This window comes from Mesorhizobium sp. L103C119B0 (assembly GCF_000502235.1).
GTDB lineage: Bacteria > Pseudomonadota > Alphaproteobacteria > Rhizobiales > Rhizobiaceae > Mesorhizobium.
The window spans coordinates 260,207-281,262 of record NZ_AYXE01000008.1 but is presented as its reverse complement, the minus strand read 5'-3'; the positions used below and the strand labels follow the sequence as shown (position 1 = coordinate 281,262).

24 protein-coding genes are annotated in these 21,056 nt (G+C 64.2%); 13 read left to right on the top strand and 11 right to left on the bottom strand.

The features are described 5' to 3' along the window. The 3 genes from X728_RS150140 to X728_RS150150 are packed head-to-tail and all read left to right on the top strand — an operon-like array spanning position 1 to position 3,476. Positions 1-696, top strand: a complete 696-nt coding sequence (locus X728_RS150140; RefSeq protein WP_023756206.1) for a response regulator transcription factor — start codon at positions 1-3, stop codon at positions 694-696. Beyond that, positions 684-2,279 (top strand): HAMP domain-containing sensor histidine kinase, encoded by a 1,596-nt coding sequence (locus tag X728_RS150145; RefSeq protein ID WP_023756207.1) that lies wholly within the window; start codon positions 684-686, stop codon positions 2,277-2,279. The genes X728_RS150140 and X728_RS150145 overlap by 13 nt, the downstream gene beginning before the upstream one ends. 30 nt (positions 2,280-2,309) lie before the next feature. Continuing rightward, a complete protein-coding gene (locus X728_RS150150) occupies positions 2,310-3,476 on the top strand; it encodes an FAD-binding oxidoreductase (RefSeq protein WP_023831892.1) in 1,167 nt (388 codons plus the stop codon). Between the two features lie 204 nt (positions 3,477-3,680). On the opposite strand, the gene X728_RS150155 is transcribed toward X728_RS150150, so the two are convergent. Next, the gene (locus tag X728_RS150155; protein ID WP_023831891.1) at positions 3,681-4,412 is read right to left on the bottom strand and encodes a DUF72 domain-containing protein; all 732 of its coding nucleotides are present in this window, start codon (positions 4,410-4,412) and stop codon (positions 3,681-3,683) included. 143 nt (positions 4,413-4,555) lie between these two features. Further along, positions 4,556-4,981: a GNAT family N-acetyltransferase gene (locus X728_RS150160; RefSeq protein WP_023831890.1), complete on the bottom strand. Its 426-nt coding sequence runs from the start codon at positions 4,979-4,981 to the stop codon at positions 4,556-4,558. Positions 4,982-5,143: 162 nt separating this feature from the next. Between X728_RS150160 and leuD the strand changes: the two genes are divergently transcribed. The 5 genes from leuD to leuB all read left to right on the top strand — a co-directional run bounded on the left by leuD (position 5,144) and on the right by leuB (position 9,042). Beyond that, positions 5,144-5,749 carry a 3-isopropylmalate dehydratase small subunit gene (gene leuD / locus X728_RS150165; protein WP_023715740.1) on the top strand — a complete coding sequence of 202 codons (606 nt, stop codon included), beginning with the start codon at positions 5,144-5,146 and terminating at the stop codon, positions 5,747-5,749. A 64-nt stretch (positions 5,750-5,813) separates the two neighbouring features. Continuing rightward, the gene (locus tag X728_RS150170; protein ID WP_023715741.1) at positions 5,814-6,737 is read left to right on the top strand and encodes a hypothetical protein; all 924 of its coding nucleotides are present in this window, start codon (positions 5,814-5,816) and stop codon (positions 6,735-6,737) included. Between the two features lie 305 nt (positions 6,738-7,042). Continuing rightward, positions 7,043-7,426 (top strand): RidA family protein, encoded by a 384-nt coding sequence (locus X728_RS150175; protein WP_023702580.1) that lies wholly within the window; start codon positions 7,043-7,045, stop codon positions 7,424-7,426. Between the two features lie 12 nt (positions 7,427-7,438). Continuing rightward, positions 7,439-7,789: a VOC family protein gene (locus X728_RS150180; RefSeq protein WP_023702581.1), complete on the top strand. Its 351-nt coding sequence runs from the start codon at positions 7,439-7,441 to the stop codon at positions 7,787-7,789. 149 nt (positions 7,790-7,938) lie between these two features. After that, positions 7,939-9,042 (top strand): 3-isopropylmalate dehydrogenase, encoded by a 1,104-nt coding sequence (gene leuB / locus X728_RS150185; protein ID WP_023831889.1) that lies wholly within the window; start codon positions 7,939-7,941, stop codon positions 9,040-9,042. An 8-nt stretch (positions 9,043-9,050) separates the two neighbouring features. Here the strand turns inward: leuB and X728_RS150190 are convergent, their stop codons facing one another. The 4 genes from X728_RS150190 to X728_RS150205 form a co-directional block, all read right to left on the bottom strand. After that, positions 9,051-9,428, bottom strand: a complete 378-nt coding sequence (locus tag X728_RS150190; RefSeq protein ID WP_023671693.1) for a MarR family winged helix-turn-helix transcriptional regulator — start codon at positions 9,426-9,428, stop codon at positions 9,051-9,053. Positions 9,429-9,498: 70 nt separating this feature from the next. Continuing rightward, the gene (locus X728_RS150195; protein WP_023671694.1) at positions 9,499-9,927 is read right to left on the bottom strand and encodes a polyketide cyclase; all 429 of its coding nucleotides are present in this window, start codon (positions 9,925-9,927) and stop codon (positions 9,499-9,501) included. Positions 9,928-10,118: 191 nt separating this feature from the next. Continuing rightward, the gene (locus X728_RS150200; RefSeq protein WP_023683826.1) at positions 10,119-10,841 is read right to left on the bottom strand and encodes a DUF805 domain-containing protein; all 723 of its coding nucleotides are present in this window, start codon (positions 10,839-10,841) and stop codon (positions 10,119-10,121) included. A gap of 324 nt (positions 10,842-11,165) precedes the next feature. Then, positions 11,166-13,007: a DEAD/DEAH box helicase gene (locus tag X728_RS150205; RefSeq protein ID WP_023831888.1), complete on the bottom strand. Its 1,842-nt coding sequence runs from the start codon at positions 13,005-13,007 to the stop codon at positions 11,166-11,168. Between the two features lie 423 nt (positions 13,008-13,430). Here X728_RS150205 and X728_RS150210 point away from each other — a divergent pair, with 423 nt between their 5' ends. Next, positions 13,431-14,465, top strand: a complete 1,035-nt coding sequence (locus X728_RS150210) for an aspartate-semialdehyde dehydrogenase (protein ID WP_023671698.1) — start codon at positions 13,431-13,433, stop codon at positions 14,463-14,465. Between the two features lie 225 nt (positions 14,466-14,690). Continuing rightward, positions 14,691-15,143: a GNAT family N-acetyltransferase gene (locus X728_RS150215; RefSeq protein WP_023671699.1), complete on the top strand. Its 453-nt coding sequence runs from the start codon at positions 14,691-14,693 to the stop codon at positions 15,141-15,143. Positions 15,144-15,146: 3 nt separating this feature from the next. Here the strand turns inward: X728_RS150215 and X728_RS150220 are convergent, their stop codons facing one another. Next, a complete protein-coding gene (locus tag X728_RS150220) occupies positions 15,147-15,554 on the bottom strand; it encodes an ACT domain-containing protein (protein WP_023671700.1) in 408 nt (135 codons plus the stop codon). Between the two features lie 357 nt (positions 15,555-15,911). On the opposite strand from X728_RS150220, the gene X728_RS150225 reads away from it, so the two are divergent. The 3 genes from X728_RS150225 to X728_RS150235 all read left to right on the top strand — a co-directional run bounded on the left by X728_RS150225 (position 15,912) and on the right by X728_RS150235 (position 17,281). Continuing rightward, on the top strand, positions 15,912-16,322 hold the full coding sequence (locus tag X728_RS150225; RefSeq protein ID WP_023687655.1) for a DoxX family protein: 411 nt from the start codon (positions 15,912-15,914) through the stop codon (positions 16,320-16,322). 14 nt (positions 16,323-16,336) lie between these two features. Continuing rightward, a complete protein-coding gene (locus X728_RS150230) occupies positions 16,337-16,864 on the top strand; it encodes an SRPBCC family protein (protein ID WP_023831887.1) in 528 nt (175 codons plus the stop codon). Between the two features lie 153 nt (positions 16,865-17,017). Next, on the top strand, positions 17,018-17,281 hold the full coding sequence (locus X728_RS150235; RefSeq protein ID WP_023687657.1) for a YMGG-like glycine zipper-containing protein: 264 nt from the start codon (positions 17,018-17,020) through the stop codon (positions 17,279-17,281). Positions 17,282-17,368: 87 nt separating this feature from the next. Here X728_RS150235 and X728_RS150240 read toward each other — a convergent pair whose 3' ends face one another. The 4 genes from X728_RS150240 to ffh all read right to left on the bottom strand — a co-directional run bounded on the left by X728_RS150240 (position 17,369) and on the right by ffh (position 20,729). Then, the gene (locus X728_RS150240) at positions 17,369-18,214 is read right to left on the bottom strand and encodes an acyl-CoA thioester hydrolase/BAAT C-terminal domain-containing protein (RefSeq protein ID WP_023831886.1); all 846 of its coding nucleotides are present in this window, start codon (positions 18,212-18,214) and stop codon (positions 17,369-17,371) included. Positions 18,215-18,301: 87 nt separating this feature from the next. After that, complete coding sequence (gene rpsP, locus X728_RS150245; RefSeq protein ID WP_023671705.1) at positions 18,302-18,703, bottom strand: 30S ribosomal protein S16; 402 nt, start codon at positions 18,701-18,703, stop codon at positions 18,302-18,304. A gap of 105 nt (positions 18,704-18,808) precedes the next feature. Beyond that, positions 18,809-19,135: a chorismate mutase gene (locus X728_RS150250; protein ID WP_023671706.1), complete on the bottom strand. Its 327-nt coding sequence runs from the start codon at positions 19,133-19,135 to the stop codon at positions 18,809-18,811. A 7-nt stretch (positions 19,136-19,142) separates the two neighbouring features. Then, positions 19,143-20,729, bottom strand: a complete 1,587-nt coding sequence (gene ffh / locus X728_RS150255) for a signal recognition particle protein (protein ID WP_023831885.1) — start codon at positions 20,727-20,729, stop codon at positions 19,143-19,145. Positions 20,730-21,056: the final 327 nt, after the last annotated feature.

The window sequence follows — 21,056 nt, the reverse complement described above, 5'->3', positions numbered from 1 at the left end:
ATGCCGCATCAGATCCTGGTCGCCGACGACGATCCGCACATACGCGAGGTCATCTGCTTTGCGCTGGAAAAGGCCGGGATGAAGACGCAAGCGGTGGCCGACGGCGCGGCCGCCTTGCAGGCGATCGAGCGCCGCGAGCCCGACCTCGTCGTGCTCGACATAGGCATGCCGGAGATGGACGGGCTGGAGGTCTGCCGGCGGCTCAGACAACGCTCCGATGTGCCGGTGTTGTTCCTGTCGGCGCGTGACGAAGAAATCGACCGTATCCTTGGACTGGAGATGGGCGGCGACGACTATGTGACGAAACCGTTCAGCCCGCGTGAACTGGTGGCGCGCGTCAATGTCATCCTGCGTCGCGCCCGCCCGCTGGCGCCGGATCCGGCCGATGACAGGGCCTTTGCGCATGGCAAGCTCAGCCTGGTGCCGGCCAGCCACGGCGCCAGTTTCGACGGCAAGGCGCTGGCGCTGACGGCGATCGAATTCTCGATCCTGAAGGGATTTCTGGCGCGGCCGGCGCATGTGCTGGGGCGCGACCTGGTGGTCGCCAGCGCCTATGCCGCCAACATCCATGTCGCCGACCGTACCGTCGACAGCCACATCCGCAACATCCGCGCCAAGCTGGGGGCGGCGGGCTGTCTCGACGCCATCGAAACCGTGCATGGCGTTGGTTTCCGGCTCGGCCGATGCGGCGCCTGAGCGACGCCAAATGGATCGGCACCAAATGGCGGCCAAGGCTGGCCACGGTGGTTCTCGCCATCCTCATCATGGTGCTGGCGCTGCCGCTGGTCGGCCTGTTCTTCTTCCGGCTTTATGAAAACCAGCTGATCCGCCAGACCGAGGGCGAGCTGATCGCGCAAGGCGCCGTCATCGCGGCGATCTATGCGCAGGATATCAGCGACGCCGGCATTTCCCCGGACAGGCTCGGTGCGCCGATGAACGCGGAGAGCGGCGATGCCAGCCGTGGCGACGACTCGCCTTACCAGCCGATCGAGCCGAGCCTCGATCTCGCTTCCGACTACCTGCTGCCGACCCGACCCGCCGGCATCGCCGCGGCCATCGATCCAGCCTTCGCGGCCATCGGCGCCAGCCTGTCCGGCATTCTCGACACGACGCAAAAAACCACGCTGGCCGGCTTCCGGCTGCTCGATCCGCGCGGCGTTGTCATTGCAGGGCGCGACGAGGTCGGACTATCGCTGGCCAATGTCGAAGAGGTGCGCACCGCCCTTGCCGGCCACTACGCCAGCGTGTTGAGACAAAGAATTCCCGACCAGCCGCCACCGCCCCTCTATTCGGTCAGCCGCGGCACGAAAGTTCGCGTCTTTGTCGCCATGCCGATCGCGGTCGACGGCCATGTCGCCGGCGTGATCTATCTCTCCCGGACGCCGAACAACATCGTCAAGCATCTCTATGGCGAACGCGGCAAGGTGACGCTGGCGGCCATCGCCATGCTGTTCGGCACGCTGCTGATCGCGCTGGTGTTCCTGCGCACCGTCAGCCGGCCGATCTACGCGCTGATGGAGCGCACGAGGCGCATCGCCGCCGGCGACCGCGACGCCATCCGGCCGCTCGACCATCACGGCACGCGCGAAATGGCCGAGCTGTCCGCGGCCTTTCTCGACATGGCCGAAAAGCTGCAGGCGCGCTCCGACTCGATCCAGACCTTTGCCACCCATGTCTCGCACGAGCTCAAATCGCCGCTGACGGCGATCCAGGGCGCGGCCGAACTCTTGCGCGATTCCGGCGAGGCGATGGACGCGGCAGAGCGCAAGCGGTTTTCCGGCAACATCGTCAACGATGCCGGAAGGCTCAATCTGCTGGTGCGGCGCCTGCTCGATCTGGCGCGCGCGGAAAACCTGGCGCCGAGCGGCGAAAGCACATCGCTCGATGCGGCGCTGGCATTGCTGCCGGTGGACGGCAGACTGGCGGTTCGCGTCGAGGCGGGCGGCGAAACCGGTCTGCGCATCTCGGCCGAGAATGCGGCGATCGTGCTTGCCAATCTGATCGACAATTCCGCCAGGCACGGCGCGACCCAGGTTTTGCTGGCGGCTGCCAGCGCCGAAGGCAAGGTGACCATTGCGGTCAGCGACGACGGCACCGGCATCTCGCCGAGCAACAGGGCACGCATTTTCGAGCCGTTCTTCACCACGCGGCGCGAATCCGGCGGGACCGGCATGGGCCTCGGCATAGTGCTGGCCCTCCTGAAAGCGCATGATGGCACGATCGCGCTGGTTGACTCCGGGCGCGGCACGCGCTTCGAGATCATTGTGCCGGGGGCATGAAGGATGCCGGCGGCCGGATCGGAGAAAAACGTGCGCTACGACATCGTCATCATCGGCGGAGCCATCGTCGGCTCCTCGGTCGCCTACTACCTTCGCGAGGAAGGCTTTTCCGGCTCCATCGCGCTGATCGAGCGCGACCCGCAATTCGCCCATGCGGCAACGACGCTGTCCATGGCCTCGATCCGTCAGCAATTCTCGATTCCGGAAAATATCCGGCTGTCGCAGTTCACGCTAAACCTGTTCCGGCGGCTGAAGGAGACCTTCGGCACCGACGCCGATATCGGTTTTCGCGAAGGCGGCTATCTCATCCTGGCCGGCGAGGCCGGGTTGCCGATCCTGAAAGCCAACCACCAAGCACAGGTCGCCGAGGGCGCCGACATTCTGCTCGAGGATGCCGACCAGCTGGCAAAGCGCTTTGCCTGGCTGTCGACCGAAGGCATCAGCGCCGGCGCCTTCGGCCGTACCGGCGAGGGCTGGTTCGACGCTCATGCGATGCTGACGCTGTTTCGCAAGGCATTGCGTGACAGACAAATAGATTTCATCGCCGCCGATGTCACCGGCATTGAGAGGCAGGGCAACCGCGCCACCGGAGTGGACCTCGACAATGGCGAAAGACTGCAAGCCGGCATCGTCGTCAACGCCGCCGGGCCGAATGCCGGCAAGGTGGCCGGCATGGCGGGACTCGTGCTGCCCGTCGAGCCGCGCAAGCGCAACGTTTTCGTCTTCGAGGCGCGGGAAAAATACGTCGACATGCCGCTGCTGGTCGACCCATCCGGCATCTATGTCCGGCCTGAAGGCTCGGTCTATCTCACCGGCGGCGCCGAACCGGAGGAGGGCGATGGCCCCGCCGACCCCAGGGATTTCGACGTCGACTGGCCGCTGTTCGAAGAGGTGATCTGGCCCGTGCTGGCAACCCGTATCCCTGCCTTCGAGGCGATCAAGCCGACACGCGCCTGGGCCGGCCACTACGACTACAACACGCTCGACCAGAATGCGGTGATCGGCCCGCATCCCGAGGTCGGCAATTTCATCTTCGCCAACGGATTTTCAGGCCACGGCCTGCAGCAGGCGCCGGCCGTCGGCAAGGCGCTGGCGGAGTTGTTGGTGCATGGCGGGTATCGGACGGTGGATTGCTCGGCGTTTGGGTACGCCAGAGTGGCTGAGGGAAGGGCGTTCCGGGAATTGAATGTGATTTGAGGCGGCAAAAGCTCACTGTCGAGTTCCTGCCTACCCCCCTCTGCCCTGCCGGGCATCTCCCCCGCAAGGGGGGAGATTGGCAGCTTCGGCGAAGGCGCCATTCTTGCAACGTCGGCGATTGGCGAAAGCGGTCGCGGCATCTGATCTCCCCCCTTGCGGGGGAGATGGCCGGCAGGCCAGAGGGGGGTGCTGTCCCGCGAGAGTCTAAGCAACCATCGCACTGACAGCCATCGCGTTGCCCAGTGCATGCCCGGCAGCCGTGTTGTCGAAAATGCCCCAGACCTCGGCACCGGAAGCGGCCGCTGCTTCCACTTGCCGCGCAAACCGGTCGAGCGTTTCGGCATCGTAACCCGAATGGTAGATGCGCGGCGCGCCGTGCCAGCGGAAATAGGCAAGGCCGGGCGAGCCACCCGGCCCTGCTGCCTCCGCAACCGGGGTCGGGTCAACGGCAACGCGCGTGATCCGGTTGTCAACAAGGAGTGCGTCGGCCTCGGCGCCGAACCAGCTGGGATGACGCGGCTCGCATGCCAGCCTTGCCAGGCTACGCCTGCCCAACATGTTGAAGAAGCCGCCGGCGACCTCCGGCTCGAAGGGCAGGCTTGGCGGCAGCTGCACCAGAAGCACGCTCAGCTTTTCGCCGAGACCTTCGACCTGCCCGAGAAAGTCCTCTGTCAGCCCCTCGCAATCGGCGAGGCGATGCTCATGGGTCATGCTCTTCGGCGCCTTGACCGCGAAGCGGAAGTGCTCCGGCACGGCGTGCGTCCAGCGCTCATAGGTCTCGCGGCGGTGCGGCTTGTAGAACGAGGTGTCGATCTCGACGACCGGAAAGCGTTTTCCGTAACGTTCGAGATGCGACCCGGGCTGCGGAAAGTCAGCCTTGTATCGAGACGGAATTCCCCAGCCGGCGGTGCCTATGAGAGATCGGCGATTTCCCATGCTGGGGATGTGGACCGGATGAAGCGCGGATCAAGGGCGACAAGGAGGCGTTGCTCCGCGGGGTCCTGAACACCGTTCCGCATTGCCGAGAACCTTGCCCGCCTTGACTGCCCAACCCGATCGGCAATTGCGCTCGACGCTCGTCAGCCCTCGCGAGAGAACCAGAACGCGTCGGCCATTCGCGTCATGCCGATACGCTCATAGAAGCCGACTGCGTCGGGCATCGAGATCAGGCTGATGGCGACCGAAGGCCCAAGCTGCCGGCGGGCCGCGTCCATCAGGCCCTTGCCGATACCGAGGCCTTGCGCAGATTGGGATACGGCGAGCTCTGAGACATAACACACCCAGGAAAAGTCGGTGATGGCCCTGATAACGCCTATCAGCGGCCTGCCTTCGATGTCGAGCCGCGCCGTCAGCACCAGGTTCGCGCCCGAAAGCATCGCCTGCAGCCGGGCGTCGTCATCGACGGGGCGTGTTTCGCCGAGCGTGGATTCGACCAGCACGCGGCGGAATTCAGCGACGTCGAGCTCAGGCTCACTGGCATAGATAATATTCGATTGTGTGGTCATGGGCGCAAGGTGCACCAGCGGCGGCCGGTTTTAAAGACGTTTGCCGCCGATCTTTCGATCGGGCCGCGCACCAACAGTTGCCTTTTATTTGCCGGCGGCTTTGTGTAAACCGGGCGCAGCAAACCCTGACGCAACGAATTCGATCAAGAACGGGCAAAAGCCATGGAAAAATTCACCAAGCTCACCGGCGTCGCCGCACCGATGCCGATCGTCAATGTCGACACCGACATGATCATCCCCAAGGATTATCTCAAGACGATCAAGCGCACCGGGCTCGGCAGCGGCCTGTTCGCCGAAATGCGCTACAAGGACGATGGCTCGGAAAACCCCGACTTCGTGCTCAACAAGCCAGCCTACCGCAAGGCGCAGATCCTGGTCGCCGGCGACAATTTCGGCTGCGGTTCGAGCCGCGAACACGCGCCGTGGGCGCTGCTCGATTTCGGCATTCGCTGTGTCATCTCGACGTCGTTCGCCGACATTTTCTACAACAACTGCTTCAAGAACGGCATCCTGCCGATCACCGTCAGTCCGGAAGATCTGGAGAAGCTGATGGACGACGCCTCGCGCGGCTCCAATGCGACGGTTTCGGTCGACCTCGAGGCCAAGGAAATCCGCGGCCCCGACGGCGGCGTGGTCACCTTCGACCTCGACGACTTCAAGCGCCAATGCCTGCTGAACGGTCTCGACGATATCGGCCTGACCATGGAGAAGGCCGGCGCCATCGCCTCGTTCGAGAAGAAGAACGCTGCCGAGCGTCCTTGGGCCTGAGTGGTACGAGATGGCCCGGCCGCCACAAAGCCGGGTTCGTGGCGGCTGAACGGAGGGGACAGTCATGACACGTTTTCTTCTTGCCGGCGCCTGCGCGCTGGCGTGGATGCTGATGCCGGTGGCCGGCGCGCAAGCACAGACCGACACGGTCCTCGTGCCGGCAGAAGATCCGTCCGCCGCCGATCCGGGCGCGTCGAGCAATGCGGCCCTGGCGGACGATGACAGCCAGGGGCCGGTCCCGTTCGAGGGCGGGCAGCTGACCATCACCCAGCCGGAGCAGGATGGCGAAAAGGTGCTGGCCTATGACGGCAAGCAGCTGGCCAGCAATTACGACGTGTTCTTCGACAGAACAGTCAAGGTCGGCGGCGTCGACGTGGCGCTGGTCGATGTCGGCGACGGCGGCAACCAGTGCGGCCCGGCCAAGGTCATCGTCTGGAAGCCGGAAGGCGGCGAGATAGAAAGCCTCAAGGTCGAACAGGACGAATGCGGCGCGCCGCCGGCGGCGGTGGCCGACAACGCCATCTATTTCGTGCCGTATCTGTTGCCGGGCGATACGAAGCAAGCGCTGCAATGGTCGCCCAGCGACGGGCTGACGATCTCGGGCGACCTGACCTACGCGCCGGAGCCGGGTACGGACTGGAAGGACGTCGATCCGGCCAAATACCAGAACATCATCGACGCCTTCCACAATGAGGCCGTCTACAAGGCGGCGCAGACGCTACTCGGCGACACCATGCCCGACATGGCGACCAGCCTGCTGGTCGGCGGCGGCACCGAAAAGACGGCGTCGGGCGCCTTCTACGCCACCGGCTGCGTGCCGCACGCATGCGGCAGCAATGACGGTTTCATGGCGGTCGACCCGGCCAAGCACACGCTCTACTTCGCCCGGCGCGGCGACAATGGCGAGCCGCAGGCGTGGCCTGACGTGAAGACCTGGCCTGCGGATGTGAAGGAAGCAATGGACAAGGCGCAGGAGTCGGGGAACTAGAGTTCGCGGCAGCGCGGCGAACACTCGGTGTTCATGCTTGTTCCGTCGCGCTCCGTCACACCCCCTCTGCCCTGCCGGGCATCTCCCGCTCAAGGGGGGAGATCAGACGTCACTCTGGCTTTCGCCAATCGCAAATGTGGAAAGCGAGAAAGGCGTCCGAACTGCTAATCTCCCCCCTTGAGCGGGAGATGGCCGGCAGGCCAGAGGGGGGTGCTGTCCCGCCGACGGCCAAGATTTGCACCTGACTTGGCCCATGGCCTGGCCGGCCCTTTCCTGCAAAGCGTCCGAAACCACAGCGAGGCTCCATGCGCACACTCATCTCCACCGGTTCGCCCTTCGAAAAAACCGCCGGCTATTCGCGCGCGGTGGTGCAGGGCGACTGGTGCTTCGTCTCGGGAACCACCGGCTATGACTATGCGACGATGGCCATGCCGGAAACGGTGGAGGCGCAGACGCGCAATTGTCTGGCGACCATCGCCGAGGCGCTGAGGGATGGCGGCTTCGACATGGCCGATGTGGTGCGGGCGCATTACTACATCACCGACCAGGCCTTCGTGGACGTGGTCTTCCCCATCCTCGGCGAGGCTTTCGGCGAGATCAGGCCGGCGGCGACGATGATCGTGTGCCAGCTCAACAAGCCGGAAATGAAGATCGAGATCGAAGTCACGGCGCTGCGGCGCACGGCTTGAGGAGGCAAAGCCATGACGGTCCGGCGCATCGTGGCCAATATCGGGACACCAGACGCGGCAGCGGCGAAACGCTTCTATCAGGACGTGCTTGGCCTCGATGTGCTGATGGATCAGGGCTGGATCGTCACCTTAGGCTCCGACGCACGGATGCAGGTGCAGATCAGCTTCATGGCCCAGGGCGGCTCCGGCACGCCGGTGCCGGACCTCTCCATCGAGGTCGACGATGTCGATGCGGCGCTGCAAGGCATGAAGGCCGCCGGCTTTGCCGTCGAATACGGTCCGGCCGACGAGCCGTGGGGCGTAGGGCGGTTTTATGTGCGCGATCCGTTCGGCCGGTTGGTGAATATTTTGTCCCATAAGTGATTTGTTCCTCTCCCCCGCCTCTGTCGAGGGCGAGGAACCCAGGTTCTGAGAGGCGGGCGCCGTCGTAGCGTTCTTCATCCCCTTGCGCCGCAAGCTCTTGGCGTTTAGCAAGGCCGCGGTTTCTCCAAACAGTGTTGGGACGGTTCTCCATGGCTTCGAAAAATCTTCTCCTGCTCGCCGGCGATGGCATCGGCCCCGAGGCGATGGCCGAGGTGAAGAAGCTGATCGCGGCCATGAACGTCAAGCTCGGCAGTGATTTCGTCACCGATGAGGGTCTGGTCGGCGGCTGCGCCTACGATGCGCATGGCGCGGCGATTTCGGATGCCGACATGGCAAAGGCGATGGCTGCGGATGCGGTTCTGTTCGGCGCCGTTGGCGGGCCGAAATGGGACAAGGTGCCTTACGAGGTGCGTCCCGAGGCCGGGTTGCTACGGCTGCGCAAGGACATGGAGCTGTTTGCCAATCTGCGCCCCGCCATCTGCTATCCGGCGCTGGCCGCGTCGTCCTCGCTGAAGCAGGAAGTCGTCGAGGGCCTCGACATATTGATCGTGCGCGAGCTTACCGGCGGCGTCTATTTCGGCGAGCCGAAGCAGATCATCGATCTCGGCAACGGCCAGAAGCGCGGCATCGACACGCAGGTCTACGACACGTTCGAGATCGAGCGGATTTCAGGCGTCGCCTTCGAGCTGGCGCGCACGCGCAAGAACCACGTGACATCGATGGAAAAGCGCAACGTCATGAAATCCGGGGTGCTGTGGAACGAGGTCGTCACCCAGACCCAGAAGACTTGCTATGCTGACGTCAAGCTCGACCACATGCTGGCCGATGCCGGCGGCATGCAGCTGGTGCGCTGGCCAAAGCAGTTCGACGTCATCGTCACCGACAATCTGTTCGGCGACATGCTGTCCGACATCGCCGCCATGCTGACCGGATCGATCGGCATGCTGCCGTCGGCCTCGCTCGGCGCGCCCGATGTGAAGACCAGGAAGCGCAAGGCGCTGTACGAGCCGGTGCATGGCTCGGCGCCCGACATTGCGGGACAGGGCATCGCCAACCCGATCGCCATGATCGCGTCGTTTGCCATGTGCCTGCGCTACTCCTTCGGCATGGTCGATGAGGCCGACAAGCTCGAAGGCGCCATAGCCGCCGTGCTCGACGACGGGCTGCGGACGAAGGATATTTTGTCCGAGGGCATGACCGAAGTCGGCACTGTCGCAATGGGCGATGCCATCATCGCCAAGTTCCTGGCTTAGCGGCCGACTCAGCGGATCTCGCCGGCCAGCCGTTTCAGCAGGCCGACGAGTTGCGCCTCATCCACGGCTGAGAAAAAAGCAGCGTCGGCGGCTTCGACGGCGACGATAGCGCGCTGGACTGCGGCCGTCCCCGTCGTGGAGACGCGGATCACCTTGGCGCGGGAATCCCGCGGGTTGGTGTCCCGCACAATCAGTCCCTTTGCCTCGAGCCGGGCGACGACGTCCGATGTCATCTTCACCTCGGTGCCCGCCTGGGCGGCGAGCTGCACCTGGTTAGGCGGCTCGCCATAGCGGCCGAGCCACATCGCCGAAGCCAGCAGCACGAACTGGACATGCGTAAGGTCAAGCGGGGCCAGCGCCGCCGTCATGACGCGCTGCCAGCGCATGGTGGTTCGCCAGAGCAACAAACCGGGGCTCTCGGATGGTCCGCTGAAGCGCGTTTGCAGATCCCCCCGATCAGCCACCGTTCGCCAACTCCCTTGCCTGCTCGAACAGTTTGGCCATCGAAGTGTCGAAATCGCCGCTGATCTGCGGCCCGAGCTCTGGTCCGACCTCGGCGGCCGATGGGCCGGAAATCTCGAGGCGATGCGTCACTTGAGTGCCACCCTCGACCGGCGTCAGCGTATGCCTGAACAGCAGTTTCGTGTCGCCGAACGAGGTCTCGTCGGCATACGTCACAGTGTCGACAAGATCGACGATCGTCGATTCGAAGGTGTCCTGCCCGACGGGCGTTACAGAGAGGCGGGTGCCCTTGGCGAACGGGCCGTGCAGCACGAACGTATCGGACCCTTCGTAGGTGAGGCGGCCTTCGTGCAGCGCCTTGAGCGCGTTCCAGATGGCCTGCGCCGAAAGGGGGGAAATTGCGGTGTACTCGTTGGTCCACATTGGTCTTGGCTCCATCATCCGTTTTCGATCGTCGATTTAATGAGTGCACAGATTATCTGTGCGCAGACAAAATGGCAAGAGAAATATTTTGTTCGTCCGGTCAAAACAGCAGCTGCCTTCCTGGCTGCGACCTAAGCCATTGTTAAAGCACGGCTGTCCGCAAATAGCCGGCAGCTCATTTCTGGTGCGGTCTAGGCTCCGCCTCCTCCAGGCACCGGCCCCCACTGGTTTTCGTGGGCCTGGGTCGGGATCAATCCGAGTATCAGCGCGAGGATCAGCGTAGCCGGAGCGAACATGAAGGTGATTGCGAAGTAAGGTATTGCCAGCCAGCCGGTCAGGCCGATGTCGTGCAAGCGGCGCACGACGAGCCCGACCCAGGGCAGGAACGTCGCCAGCCAAAACAGCCCCCAGACGCCGATCATCACAATCGGCCAGTTGCCGGCATCGAAATTGCCGACGGCCTGGTCGGCGAGGGCGCCGGCAATTCCGACCAGGATGAAGCTGACGGTCCAGAACAGGCAGTAGCCCCAGAATTCCTTGCGGCGGGCGCGTTCGGCGAAGTTGATGTAGTTGCGCGTCACGCCTCGCCAGAAATAACCCGGCAGTCCGCTATCGCGAACCGCGCCGTCTTCCGCCAGGCGGCCGAAATGCTGTGGCGCGGCTGAAGCGGCAGCCGCCTTGGGCGGCGCGGCGCTTGCCGCTGGCGCAGCGGTGGCGGGACTGGCGGGCTGGGCGCGGATTGAAAAAACGTCGCGCGCCTGACCGCTTGCCGGCAGAAACTCGACCACGGCGCCGTTCGCGATCACGGTATCACGGCGCAGATCCTCGCGCGCGAAGGTGTAGCGGTTGCCGTCCGCCCCGGTGATGAAGCCGAAACCCTGGGCCTCGTCATAGTGAAGAACTTCGCCGCGCATTTAGCCTCGCCCCCGTGCAGGCACAGACTGTTCAAAGTTGCGGCGGACTGCAAGCGGGTGGACGAAATGGAGGGCAAACGGTTCAGGCATGAGTTGCTTTATTTTCCGGTGCGTTGGCGCTGCCCCTCACCTGGCTGCCGGCATCCCCTCCCCGTATAGTGACGGGGAGAGGGGTCGCTGTTGCCGACGATTCCGCCAATCGCCAACGCTGCAAGAAGAGCGCCAAGGCTGCGGTCCGCCCTTTCTCCCGTCACTATACGGGGAGAAATGCCCGGCAGGGCAATGAGGGGCAGCGCCTGCATTTGTAATTGGCCGATAAGAGCCTCAAACCGGCCGCTTCTTCGGCTTCTTGTTCTTCGGCGGTCCCACCTTGTCGAATTTCGGTTTCCCGGCCCAAGGCTTTGCATCGCCGGCGGGCCGTTCCCGCTTCTCGAATTTCGGCTTGTGTGCGCTTTGCGGCGCCTCGAACGGGCGCTTGCCGCGATGCGGCTTCTTGTCGGGCTTCGGCGCCTGGTAGCCGGCCCGCGACAGGTCGGGCGTGCCGTCCAGGCGCTTCACCGCAATGTTGCCCTGCAGCTTCTTGTCGGGGCCGATGGCAGCGAGGAAGCGATCGGCCCAGTCGGCCGCGATCTGCACGTAGGTCTCATCCAGCTGCATCTTGATGGAGCCGATCTCGCGCTTGGAGATGTTGCCGGTGCGGCACAGCATCGGGATCAGCCAGCGCGGCTCGGCATTCTGCTTGCGCCCGATCGACAGCGAGAACCAGACACTGTCGCCGAAGTCGTCGCGCCGGCTTGGCGCTTCATCGCGGCGTTCGAATTTTTCGCCCGCCGGTCTGTCTCGCGACGGCGTGAAGGCCGCGACCTCCGTCAGTTCCTCGGGCGCCGAGCGGCTGGCGCGGCATTGGCGCACGAAGGCGGCCGCAATCTGTTCGGCGCCATGCCTGGCCAGAAGCGCGTCGATGAAGCCGCGCTCGTCCTCGGCCACCGGCTCGTCGAAGGCTGGATCGGCAAGGATGCGCTCGTCGTCGCGCTTGATCACGTCGTCGGCCGAGGGCGGGCTCGCCCATGTCGCCTTCAGCCCTGCATTCTGCAGCAGGCGCTCGGTGCGCTTGCGGGCGCCGTTGGGCACGATCAGCGCGCTGACACCCTTGCGGCCGGCGCGGCCGGTACGGCCGCTGCGATGCAGCAGCGTTTCGGGATTGGTCGGCAGATCGGCATGGATGACCAGTTCGAGATTGGGCAGGTCGATGCCGCGCGCGGCGACATCCGTGGCGATGCAGACCTTGGCGCGTCCGTCGCGCATCGCCTGCAGCGCGTGGGTGCGTTCGTTCTGGCTGAGCTCGCCCGACAGTGCGACGACGGAAAAATTGCGGTTGTTGAAGCGTGCCGTCAGATGATTGACGGCGGCGCGGGTGTTGCAGAACACCAGCGCGTTCTTCGCCTCGTAAAAGCGCAGCACGTTGATGATGGCGTTCTCGCGGTCGGGATAGGCGACATTCAGCGCCCGGTATTCGATATCGAGATGCTGCTTTTCCTCGCCGCCGGCCGAGATGCGTAAGGCGTCGCGCTGATAGCCTTGCGCCAGCGTGGCGATCGAGCGCGGCACGGTGGCCGAAAACATCAGCGTGCGGCGCTGAGCCGGTGCGGCATCGAGGATGAATTCGAGGTCCTCGCGAAAGCCGAGGTCGAGCATCTCGTCGGCCTCGTCCAGCACCACGGCTTTCAGCGCCGACATGTCGAGGGAGTTGCGGGTGATGTGGTCGCGCAGGCGGCCGGGCGTGCCGACGACGATGTGGGCGCCGCGCTCCAGCACGCGCCGTTCGGAGCGCATGTCCATGCCGCCGACGCAGGACGCGACGGTGGCGCCGGTCGGCGCGTAGAGCCATTGCAATTCGCGCATCACCTGCAGAGCGAGCTCGCGCGTCGGCGCCACGGCCAGCGCCAGCGGTGCGCCAGCCTGGTCAAAACGTTCGGCACTTCCAAGAAGGGTCGGTGCCAAAGCGAGGCCGAAGGCGACGGTCTTGCCTGAGCCGGTCTGCGCCGACACCAGAGCGTCGGACTCGCCGAGCTCCAGCACGGCCTTCTGCACTGGCGTCAGCTCGGTATAGCCGCGTTTTTCCAGCGCTTCTGCCAGCGCAGGAACAATAGCTTCGAAATTGGACATCTCACTCTTTCGGAATTCAGGGTCTGGGCTCATCATGGAGCACATGCCGGGGCTGACGCACGCCAGCCAAACACTATTTGGGCGTTCGTACTTCTTGCGGCCGCTATTGTACAGGGCAGGCGTGTGCCTGGCCGCAATTGACTCCTGACGCAAACCGCGTAAAAGCCGGCATCGAACGGGATCATTTTCGATGCGCGGCCTTCTGATGGCTCTTCTTGCATTCGACTTCCCCGGCCACAATCATGGGGCCGGGCGCGTTGGCGCGTCTTACCGTTCCAGCAAAACTATGGCCAAAACCACCACCAAAACGGTGTGATTCCCTTGGCCTAACCACCCTCTCCCGGGTCCGGCCCGGGGGACAAAACCCGCATTGGCCGGCGGGTTTTCTCCAAAAACCAAGCGGAGAGGGACAGGAGATTTCTGATGAGTTTCAAAGTTGCGGTAGTCGGCGCCACGGGCAATGTGGGGCGCGAAATGCTCAACATACTGGAAGAGCGCGGCTTTCCGGTAAGCGAAGTCGTGGCGCTGGCCTCGCGGCGCAGCCAGGGCACCGAAGTGTCGTTCGGCGACCGTTCGCTGAAGGTCAAGACGCTCGACCAGTATGATTTTTCCGACACCGACATCTGCATCATGTCGGCCGGCGGCAACGTCTCCAAGGAGTGGTCGCCGAAGATCGGCAAGCAGGGCTGCGTCGTCATCGATAACTCGTCGGCCTTCCGCTACGACCAGGACGTGCCGCTGATCGTGCCGGAAGTGAACCCGGATGCGATCTCGCTGTTCACCCGCAAGAACATCATCGCCAATCCGAACTGCTCGACGGCGCAGCTGGTCGTGGCGCTGAAGCCGCTGCACGATGTCGCCACCATCAAGCGCGTCGTCGTCGCCACCTATCAATCGGTATCGGGCGCTGGCAAGGAAGGCATGGACGAACTCTTTACACAGACCCGCGCGGTGTTCGTCGCCGATGGCGTCGAGGTCAAGAAGTTCACCAAGCGCATCGCCTTCAACGTCATTCCGCACATCGACGTCTTCCTCGACGACGGCTCGACCAAGGAAGAGTGGAAGATGGTCGCCGAGACCAAGAAGATGCTCGACCCCAAGATCAAGCTGACGGCGACCTGTGTGCGCGTGCCGGTGTTCATCGGCCATTCCGAAGCCGTCAACATCGAGTTCGAAAAGCCGATCACCGCCGACGAGGCGCGCGATATCCTGCGCGAAGCGCCGGGCTGCCAGGTCTTGGACAAGCGCGAGGATGGCGGCTACATCACGCCGCTGGAATCGGCCGGCGAGGACGCCACCTTCATCTCGCGCATCCGCGAGGATTCGACCATCGACAACGGCCTGTCGATGTGGATCGTCTCCGACAATCTGCGCAAGGGCGCGGCGCTCAACGCGGTGCAGATCGCCGAGCTTCTGGTCGAGCGCGGCCTGATCCAGCCGAAGAAGAAGGCGGCCTGACGGCTGGTTTGTTTTCGCTCACGGGGTTCGGCCTTCGGCCGATTCCGTTTATCGCTCACGGGCCGTATCGCCGCTGCCGCGGCTGGCCCTCCGCGGGGCGCCGGAAAGCCGGCGGCCCGTAGTCGCGGGCTCGGCCTTCGGCCGAAGCCTTCCTTCTCCCCGTTCACGGGGAGAAGGTCCCGGCAGGGGGATGAGGGCAGCGCTGACCTCTGTTGAGAAACGCCTTTGAACGATCCCACCAAAATCGTGCTGCGCCCCGCCACGGCTTTGGATGCCGCGACCATCGCCATTGTCATGCGGGCCGCACTTGGCTCGTTCTCCTGGATGCCGGTCATCCACACGCCGGATGAGGATCTTGCCTTCATCCGCGAGATCGTGCTGTCCCGGCAGCAGGTGACGGTCGCCGAGGCCGGCACCGGCATTGTCGGCTTCATTGCCCTGAGCGGCGATTGGGTGGAACAGCTCTATCTCGACCCCGCCTGGACGGGGCAAGGCATCGGCAGCCGGCTGCTGGTGCAAGCGACCGCCGCGCTACGGATCGTTAAACTGCATTGCTTCCAGGCCAACACCGGCGCGCGTCGCTTCTACGAGCGCCATGGCTTTCGCCCCGAGGCGTTCGGCGCGGGCACCACCAACGAAGAAGGCCTGCCGGATATTCTCTACGTGCGTCGAGCTTGATATTCAGCCGGCGTTATCCTTGGCCAGTTGGCGCAATAACTCCATCGCTTCCTCGGCCCGCTCAGCGGGCACGAACAGATGGTCATGATAGAAAGCAGAGACCGGATTGACGCCCATGCCGGCGGCGGCAAGCCGGGCGGTGATGGCGGCGAGGAAGCCGACGGCTTCCAGCGAGGAGTGGACGTTCAGGGTGATCATGCGGCAGCGGAACGAAGCGGTCAGCCCGGCCGCCCGTGCCGCGTCCTCGGTCACGATCAGTGTCACACCCTCGCGCTCGCGAAAGACCATCACGGGATCGAGGCCTGCCTGCCGGCTGATTCCAGGTGTGAGCGTAGCGAACACGTAGACGTCCGGCAGCAGTTCCGGCGTCATCGCCGCCAGCAGCTTTTTCAGATCAGTCTCGCCGGCCATTCGCTCGTCTCTCGCCCAGCCCTATCAATAGCCGTGACTGGTGGATGTCGATAGTCCGTCAAGGTGGAGGGACAGCGCCCCCCTCTGCCCTGCCGGGCATCTCCCCCGCAACCAGGGAGATCGGCGGTTTCGATGCTCCGCTCATTCATGGAACATTGCCGAAGCGGTCGAGCGTGTAATCTCCCCCCTTGCGGGGGAGATGGCCGGCAGGCCAGAGGGGGGTGTGAAGGATCGCCACGCAGCGGCTTTTGCTTGCTGCTACCCAAAAAGAATCCGCACCCTGTAGGATCGCCGCCCCATCGCTCGTCCTTGGTCCGAAGCCAGCAAACGGCTCGAACCGCTTAGGAGGGAACACCCGTGAGTATTTCTCAAACCATGCCCGTCTCATCGGGCGCCCTGTGGACCGGCCGCGTGCTCAGCGGCCTCATCATCCTGTTTATGATCTTCGACGGCGTCATCAAGCTGCCGCCGCTCGATGTCGTCACCCAGACCATGGTGCCGCTCGGCTGGCCGGCCGATGTCAATGTCGCGCGCACGCTCGGCATTATCGGGCTGATCTCGACCGCGCTCTATGCGCTGCCCCGCACCTCGGTGCTCGGCGCCATCCTGCTCACCGGCTATCTCGGCGGCGCCATCGCCACAAATATGCGCGTCGGCAGCCCGTTGTTTTCGCACACGCTGTTTAGCGTCTATCTCGGCATCATCCTGTGGGGCGGTCTCTATCTGCGCGACCCAAGCGTGCGCGCCCTGATCCCGTTCAGCCGTTAAGCGAGGAGAAAAACATGCTCAGCACCATTCTCATCCTCCTGGTCGTCATCATCGCCGCCGTGCTCATCTATGCGGCGACGAGGTCGAATGATTTCGTCACCGCCCGCACCGCCAGCATCAAGGCCGCGCCGGAAGCGATCTTTCCGCTGATCAACAATTTCAAGCACTGGCCGGAATGGTCACCCTACGAAAAGCTCGACCCGCTGATGAAGCGCACGCTGTCGGGCGCTGATGCCGGCAAGGGCGCCGCCTACGCCTGGGAAGGCAATGCCAAGGCCGGCAAGGGACGCATGGAGATCGTCAATTCCGTGCCATCCTCGCTGGTGTCGCTGAAGCTCGACTTCGAGAAGCCGTTCCGGGCCAGCAACAGCGTCGACTTCACCCTGAAGCCCTCGGGCGACACCACCGCAGTCACCTGGGCAATGCGCGGCAGCCGGCCCTTCATTGCCAAGCTGATGGGCCTGTTCATGAGTTTCGATACGCTGATCGGCAAGGATTTCGAGGCTGGCCTCGCCAATCTGAAAAAGGCAGCCGAAAGGTAGAAAAGCCTGGATTTTCAACAAGCTCGGCGGCGGTCGGCACGAATGTGACCGGCGCGGACACCGCGATCTCTCACGTCATCGGGATCAAATCAGCCGTCTGGGAGTTAGAGCCGTGGCGGCGAGGACGGCGATCCGCGTGAGAGAGGAACGATAATGAAAAGAGCGATGATCATTCTGGTACTGGCGACCGCACTGGGTGCGTGCTCGCAAACCGAAAAGGGTGCCGCGGTCGGCGGCCTCGGCGGCGCGGCGGTTGGCGCAGCTGTGGCAAATGATCCGGTTCAGGGCGCCGTCGTCGGCGGCGCCGTCGGCGCCGTGGCCGGCGCGCTGATCGGCCGTGCCAGCGAAAGCGGTCAATGTCGCTACCGCGGCCGCAACGGGCGCACCTACATCGCCAGCTGCCCCGACGGTTATTGAACACAGCCAGGTCCAACATCGGAAACCGGCGGCTATAGATCGCCGGTTTCGCTGTTGCCCAAGGCAGCTGGACCATGGCTGCCTGCGCTACAGCAATCCCCGGATATGCTCCCAAGCCAGGCGGCCCAGGCGTGTGTCGGCGTCGTCATTGCCGCCATGGGCGTGCAGCCCCGAGCGCGGCGTGTTTTCGCCCGGCAGCAGAATGCGGTGGCCGGCGTCGGGCACTGAGACGAGGCAGGTGGTCATTGCTGTGTCCTGGCGACGCCGAACGATCGACTGGGCAAAATCCAGCGATGGCCATAGCGCGTCGTCGCCGCCCGCAACCAGAACAATGTCGGCTGAAATAGCTTCGGCGGGAATGGCAGCCTTGGCCGCTGCGTCCTTGAAGGTTTGCAAGGCACGTAGGAAGAGCCCCCGGTAGGACACCAGACCATCGACATACTCAGCGTTCCAAGCGGGACTGCTTGGGACAAACGGCAAAGGAATCCCCTCGAGCGTCCACGACGATCGTTCCGGCCAGCTGACGCCGTCGCGGCCCGGCCCGATATTGCCCCAGACCACCGATGTCGGGCTGATCGCAACCACGAGGCCGATGCGTGGATCGTGAGCCGCCGCAAGCAGGGAGGCCTCGGCGCCTTTCGAGGTCCCGACATAGACGATGCGCCGGCATCCCATCTGGACAAGATAGTCGGTCGCCGCGAAAAACGTTTCGAGCGGGATCTCGCAAATGCCGGGCACCTGACCTTCGCCGCCAAACCATTGCAGCGCGAGAGCGGATGCTCGTTCCTTGGCAAAGAGCCGGGCGCGGGTGACGTCGATGCGGCCGCTCGATCCGCTGAGCACGACGACGCCTGTCGTGGCGCCGGCGCATCGCAACAGCGTTCCGGCTACGCCGCCGAAAAGGGTCTCTTCCGTGACGGTCCGCTCAGTCATCTTTCGTTCGAACGCATATGACATCGCCGCACATTAGCAAAACGGCGGGCACAGGCCCGCCGTTTTGTCGATGCGATGACGCGATGCTTATTCTGCGGTGGCGGCTTCCGCTTCGGCCGGGGCTGCAGCAGCGGCGGCAACGGCGGCGGCAGCGTCTTCCTGGGCCTTCTTCAGCAGAGAGGCGCGTTCCTGCGCCTTCTTGCCGGGCTCGGCCTTCTTCGGGTTGGAGCGGGCTTCGCGCTTGAGGAGGCCGGCCTCATCGAGGAAGCGCAGCACGCGGTCGGTCGGCTGGGCGCCGTGCGACAGCCAATGCTTGACGCGGTCGGCGTCGACCTTGACGCGCTCGCCGTCCTTGGGCAGCAGCGGGTTCCACGAGCCGATCGACTCGATGAACCGGCCGTCGCGCGGCGAACGGGCGTCGGCGATGACGACGTGGTAGTAAGGGCGCTTCTTCGAGCCCGCACGGGCCAGTCTGATCTTCAAGGGCATTTCATTTCTCCTAAAATTTCTGATCTCAGTGTTGGGTTAATGGCTTTGTCTGGTGCAGGTCGTTGTCCCAAAACCGCTGCGCACTTTTGGGCGACATGCACTTTGTTAGCCGGTTTTGCTTGCGCCGTTGGACGCGGCGATCTGCTCGTGATGGCGGATCACTTCGCGGACGACGAAGTTGAGGAATTTTTCCGCGAAATCGGGGTCGAGATGGGCGTCCTTCGCCAACTGGCGAAGGCGGGTGATCTGCTCCTGCTCGCGCGCCGGGTCGGCGGGCGGCAGGCCATGCTCGGCCTTGAGCACGCCGACCGCCTTGGTGCAGCGGAAGCGCTCGGCCAGCATATGAATGAGGGCGGCGTCGATGTTGTCGATCGAGGCGCGATAGCCGGCCAGGATGGTGCGTGCGTCGGCCATGTCTTTTTCTTCGTTCATAGCGTCCTCACTTCTTCTTTCCGAGGCCGGGCAGACCACCGCCGCCAAGGCCGGGAAGCTTCATGCCGCCGGGCAGACCGGGCAGGCCACCGCCGCTCGGGGCGGGCCGGCCCTTCATGCCGCCAAGACCGGGCATCTGCTTCTGCAAGGCTTCGAGCTGCTTGGGATCCATCTTGGAGAGGTCGGGCATGCCGCCACCCATCATGCCGCCGGGGCCACCCGGCATCATGCCGCCGAGGCCCATCTTGGAGGCAAGGCCGCCCATCATGCCGCGCATCAGGCCGCCGCCTTTGCCCTTGCCGCCCATCGCCTTCATCATGTCGGCCATGCCGCGATGCATTTTCAAGAGCTTGTTGATCTCGGCCGCATCCGTGCCTGAGCCGGCGGCGATGCGCTTCTTGCGCGAATGTTTCAGCATGTCCGGATTGGCGCGCTCGGCCTTGGTCATCGACGAGATGATGGCGAGTTGGCGGCCGAACATCTTGTCGTCGAGGCCGGCGGCCGCCATCTGGTCCTTCATTTTGCCCATGCCGGGCATCATGCCCATGATGCCGCCCATGCCGCCCATTTTCGACATCTGCTGAAGCTGGCCGGCAAGGTCGTTCAGGTCGAACTTGCCCGACTGCATCTTTTTGGCCATCGCCGCCGCCTGCTCGGCGTCGATGTTTTCGGCGGCCTTTTCGACCAGCGAGACGATGTCGCCCATGCCGAGGATGCGGTCTGCAATACGCTTGGGGTGGAATTCCTCCAGCCCGTCCATCTTTTCGCCGGTGCCGATCAGCTTGATCGGCTTGCCGGTGACGGCTCGCATCGAAAGCGCGGCACCGCCACGGCCATCGCCGTCCATGCGGGTCAGCACCAGGCCGGTGATGCCGACGCGCTCGTCGAAGCTTTTGGCAAGGTTGACGGCGTCCTGGCCGGTCAGCGAATCCGCGACCAGCAGGATTTCGTGCGGGCTCGACATCTTCTTGATGTCGGCCATCTCCACCATCAGCGGCTCATCGATATGGGTGCGGCCGGCGGTGTCGAGGATGACGACGTCATGACCGCCGAGCTTGGCTGCCTGGACGGCGCGCCTGGCGATGTCGACCGGGTTCTGGCCCGCAATGACAGGCAGGGTCGCGACTTTGACCTGCTCGCCGAGCTGGCGCAGCTGCTCTTGCGCCGCGGGCCGCCGCGTGTCGAGCGAGGCCATCAGAACCTTCTTGTTCTGGCGCTCGGTCAGGCGCTTGGCGATCTTGGCGGAGGTCGTCGTCTTGCCGGAGCCCTGCAGGCCGACCATCATGATGACGACCGGCGCCGGCGCATTGAGGTCGATGGCGACGCCCTCGGCGCCGAGCATGTCGACCAACTCGTCATGGACGATCTTGACGACCATCTGTCCGGGCTTGATCGACTTGACGACGGCGGCGCCGACGGCCTTCTCGCGCACCTTGTCGGTGAAGGAACGCACCACTTCCAGCGCAACGTCGGCTTCGAGCAGCGCACGGCGCACCTCGCGCAACGCCGCCGAGACATCAGCCTCCGACAGCGCGCCGCGGCCTGTCAGGCCGTTCAGGATGGAGCCAAGGCGCTCCTGAAGTGATTCAAACATTGGTCAACCCGCCGCGCGAGAGCGCCTTGGATTCATGGTGATCCCTGTCGGGCCGATGGCCCTCCACGCCTCTTGTGCGCTCCTGCAGCGATTCAAACATTCCGTTTCCTTTTCTCAGGCACCCCGATGGTGCCCGAGAGGTAGTGCGTTCGCGCCGCTCATCCAAGCAAAGCTCAAAACCAAAAAGCACCCGGGGGCGCTCAGCGCTGCCGGGTGTTGGCCTCCAGGATCTGTTTACAGCACCCACCTCAAAAGGTTTTGGCGTCCTGGTCGGCTTGCTCGGAGGGATACTCGTCGCGGATTTCGGGGCTGTAGACAGGAAATCGG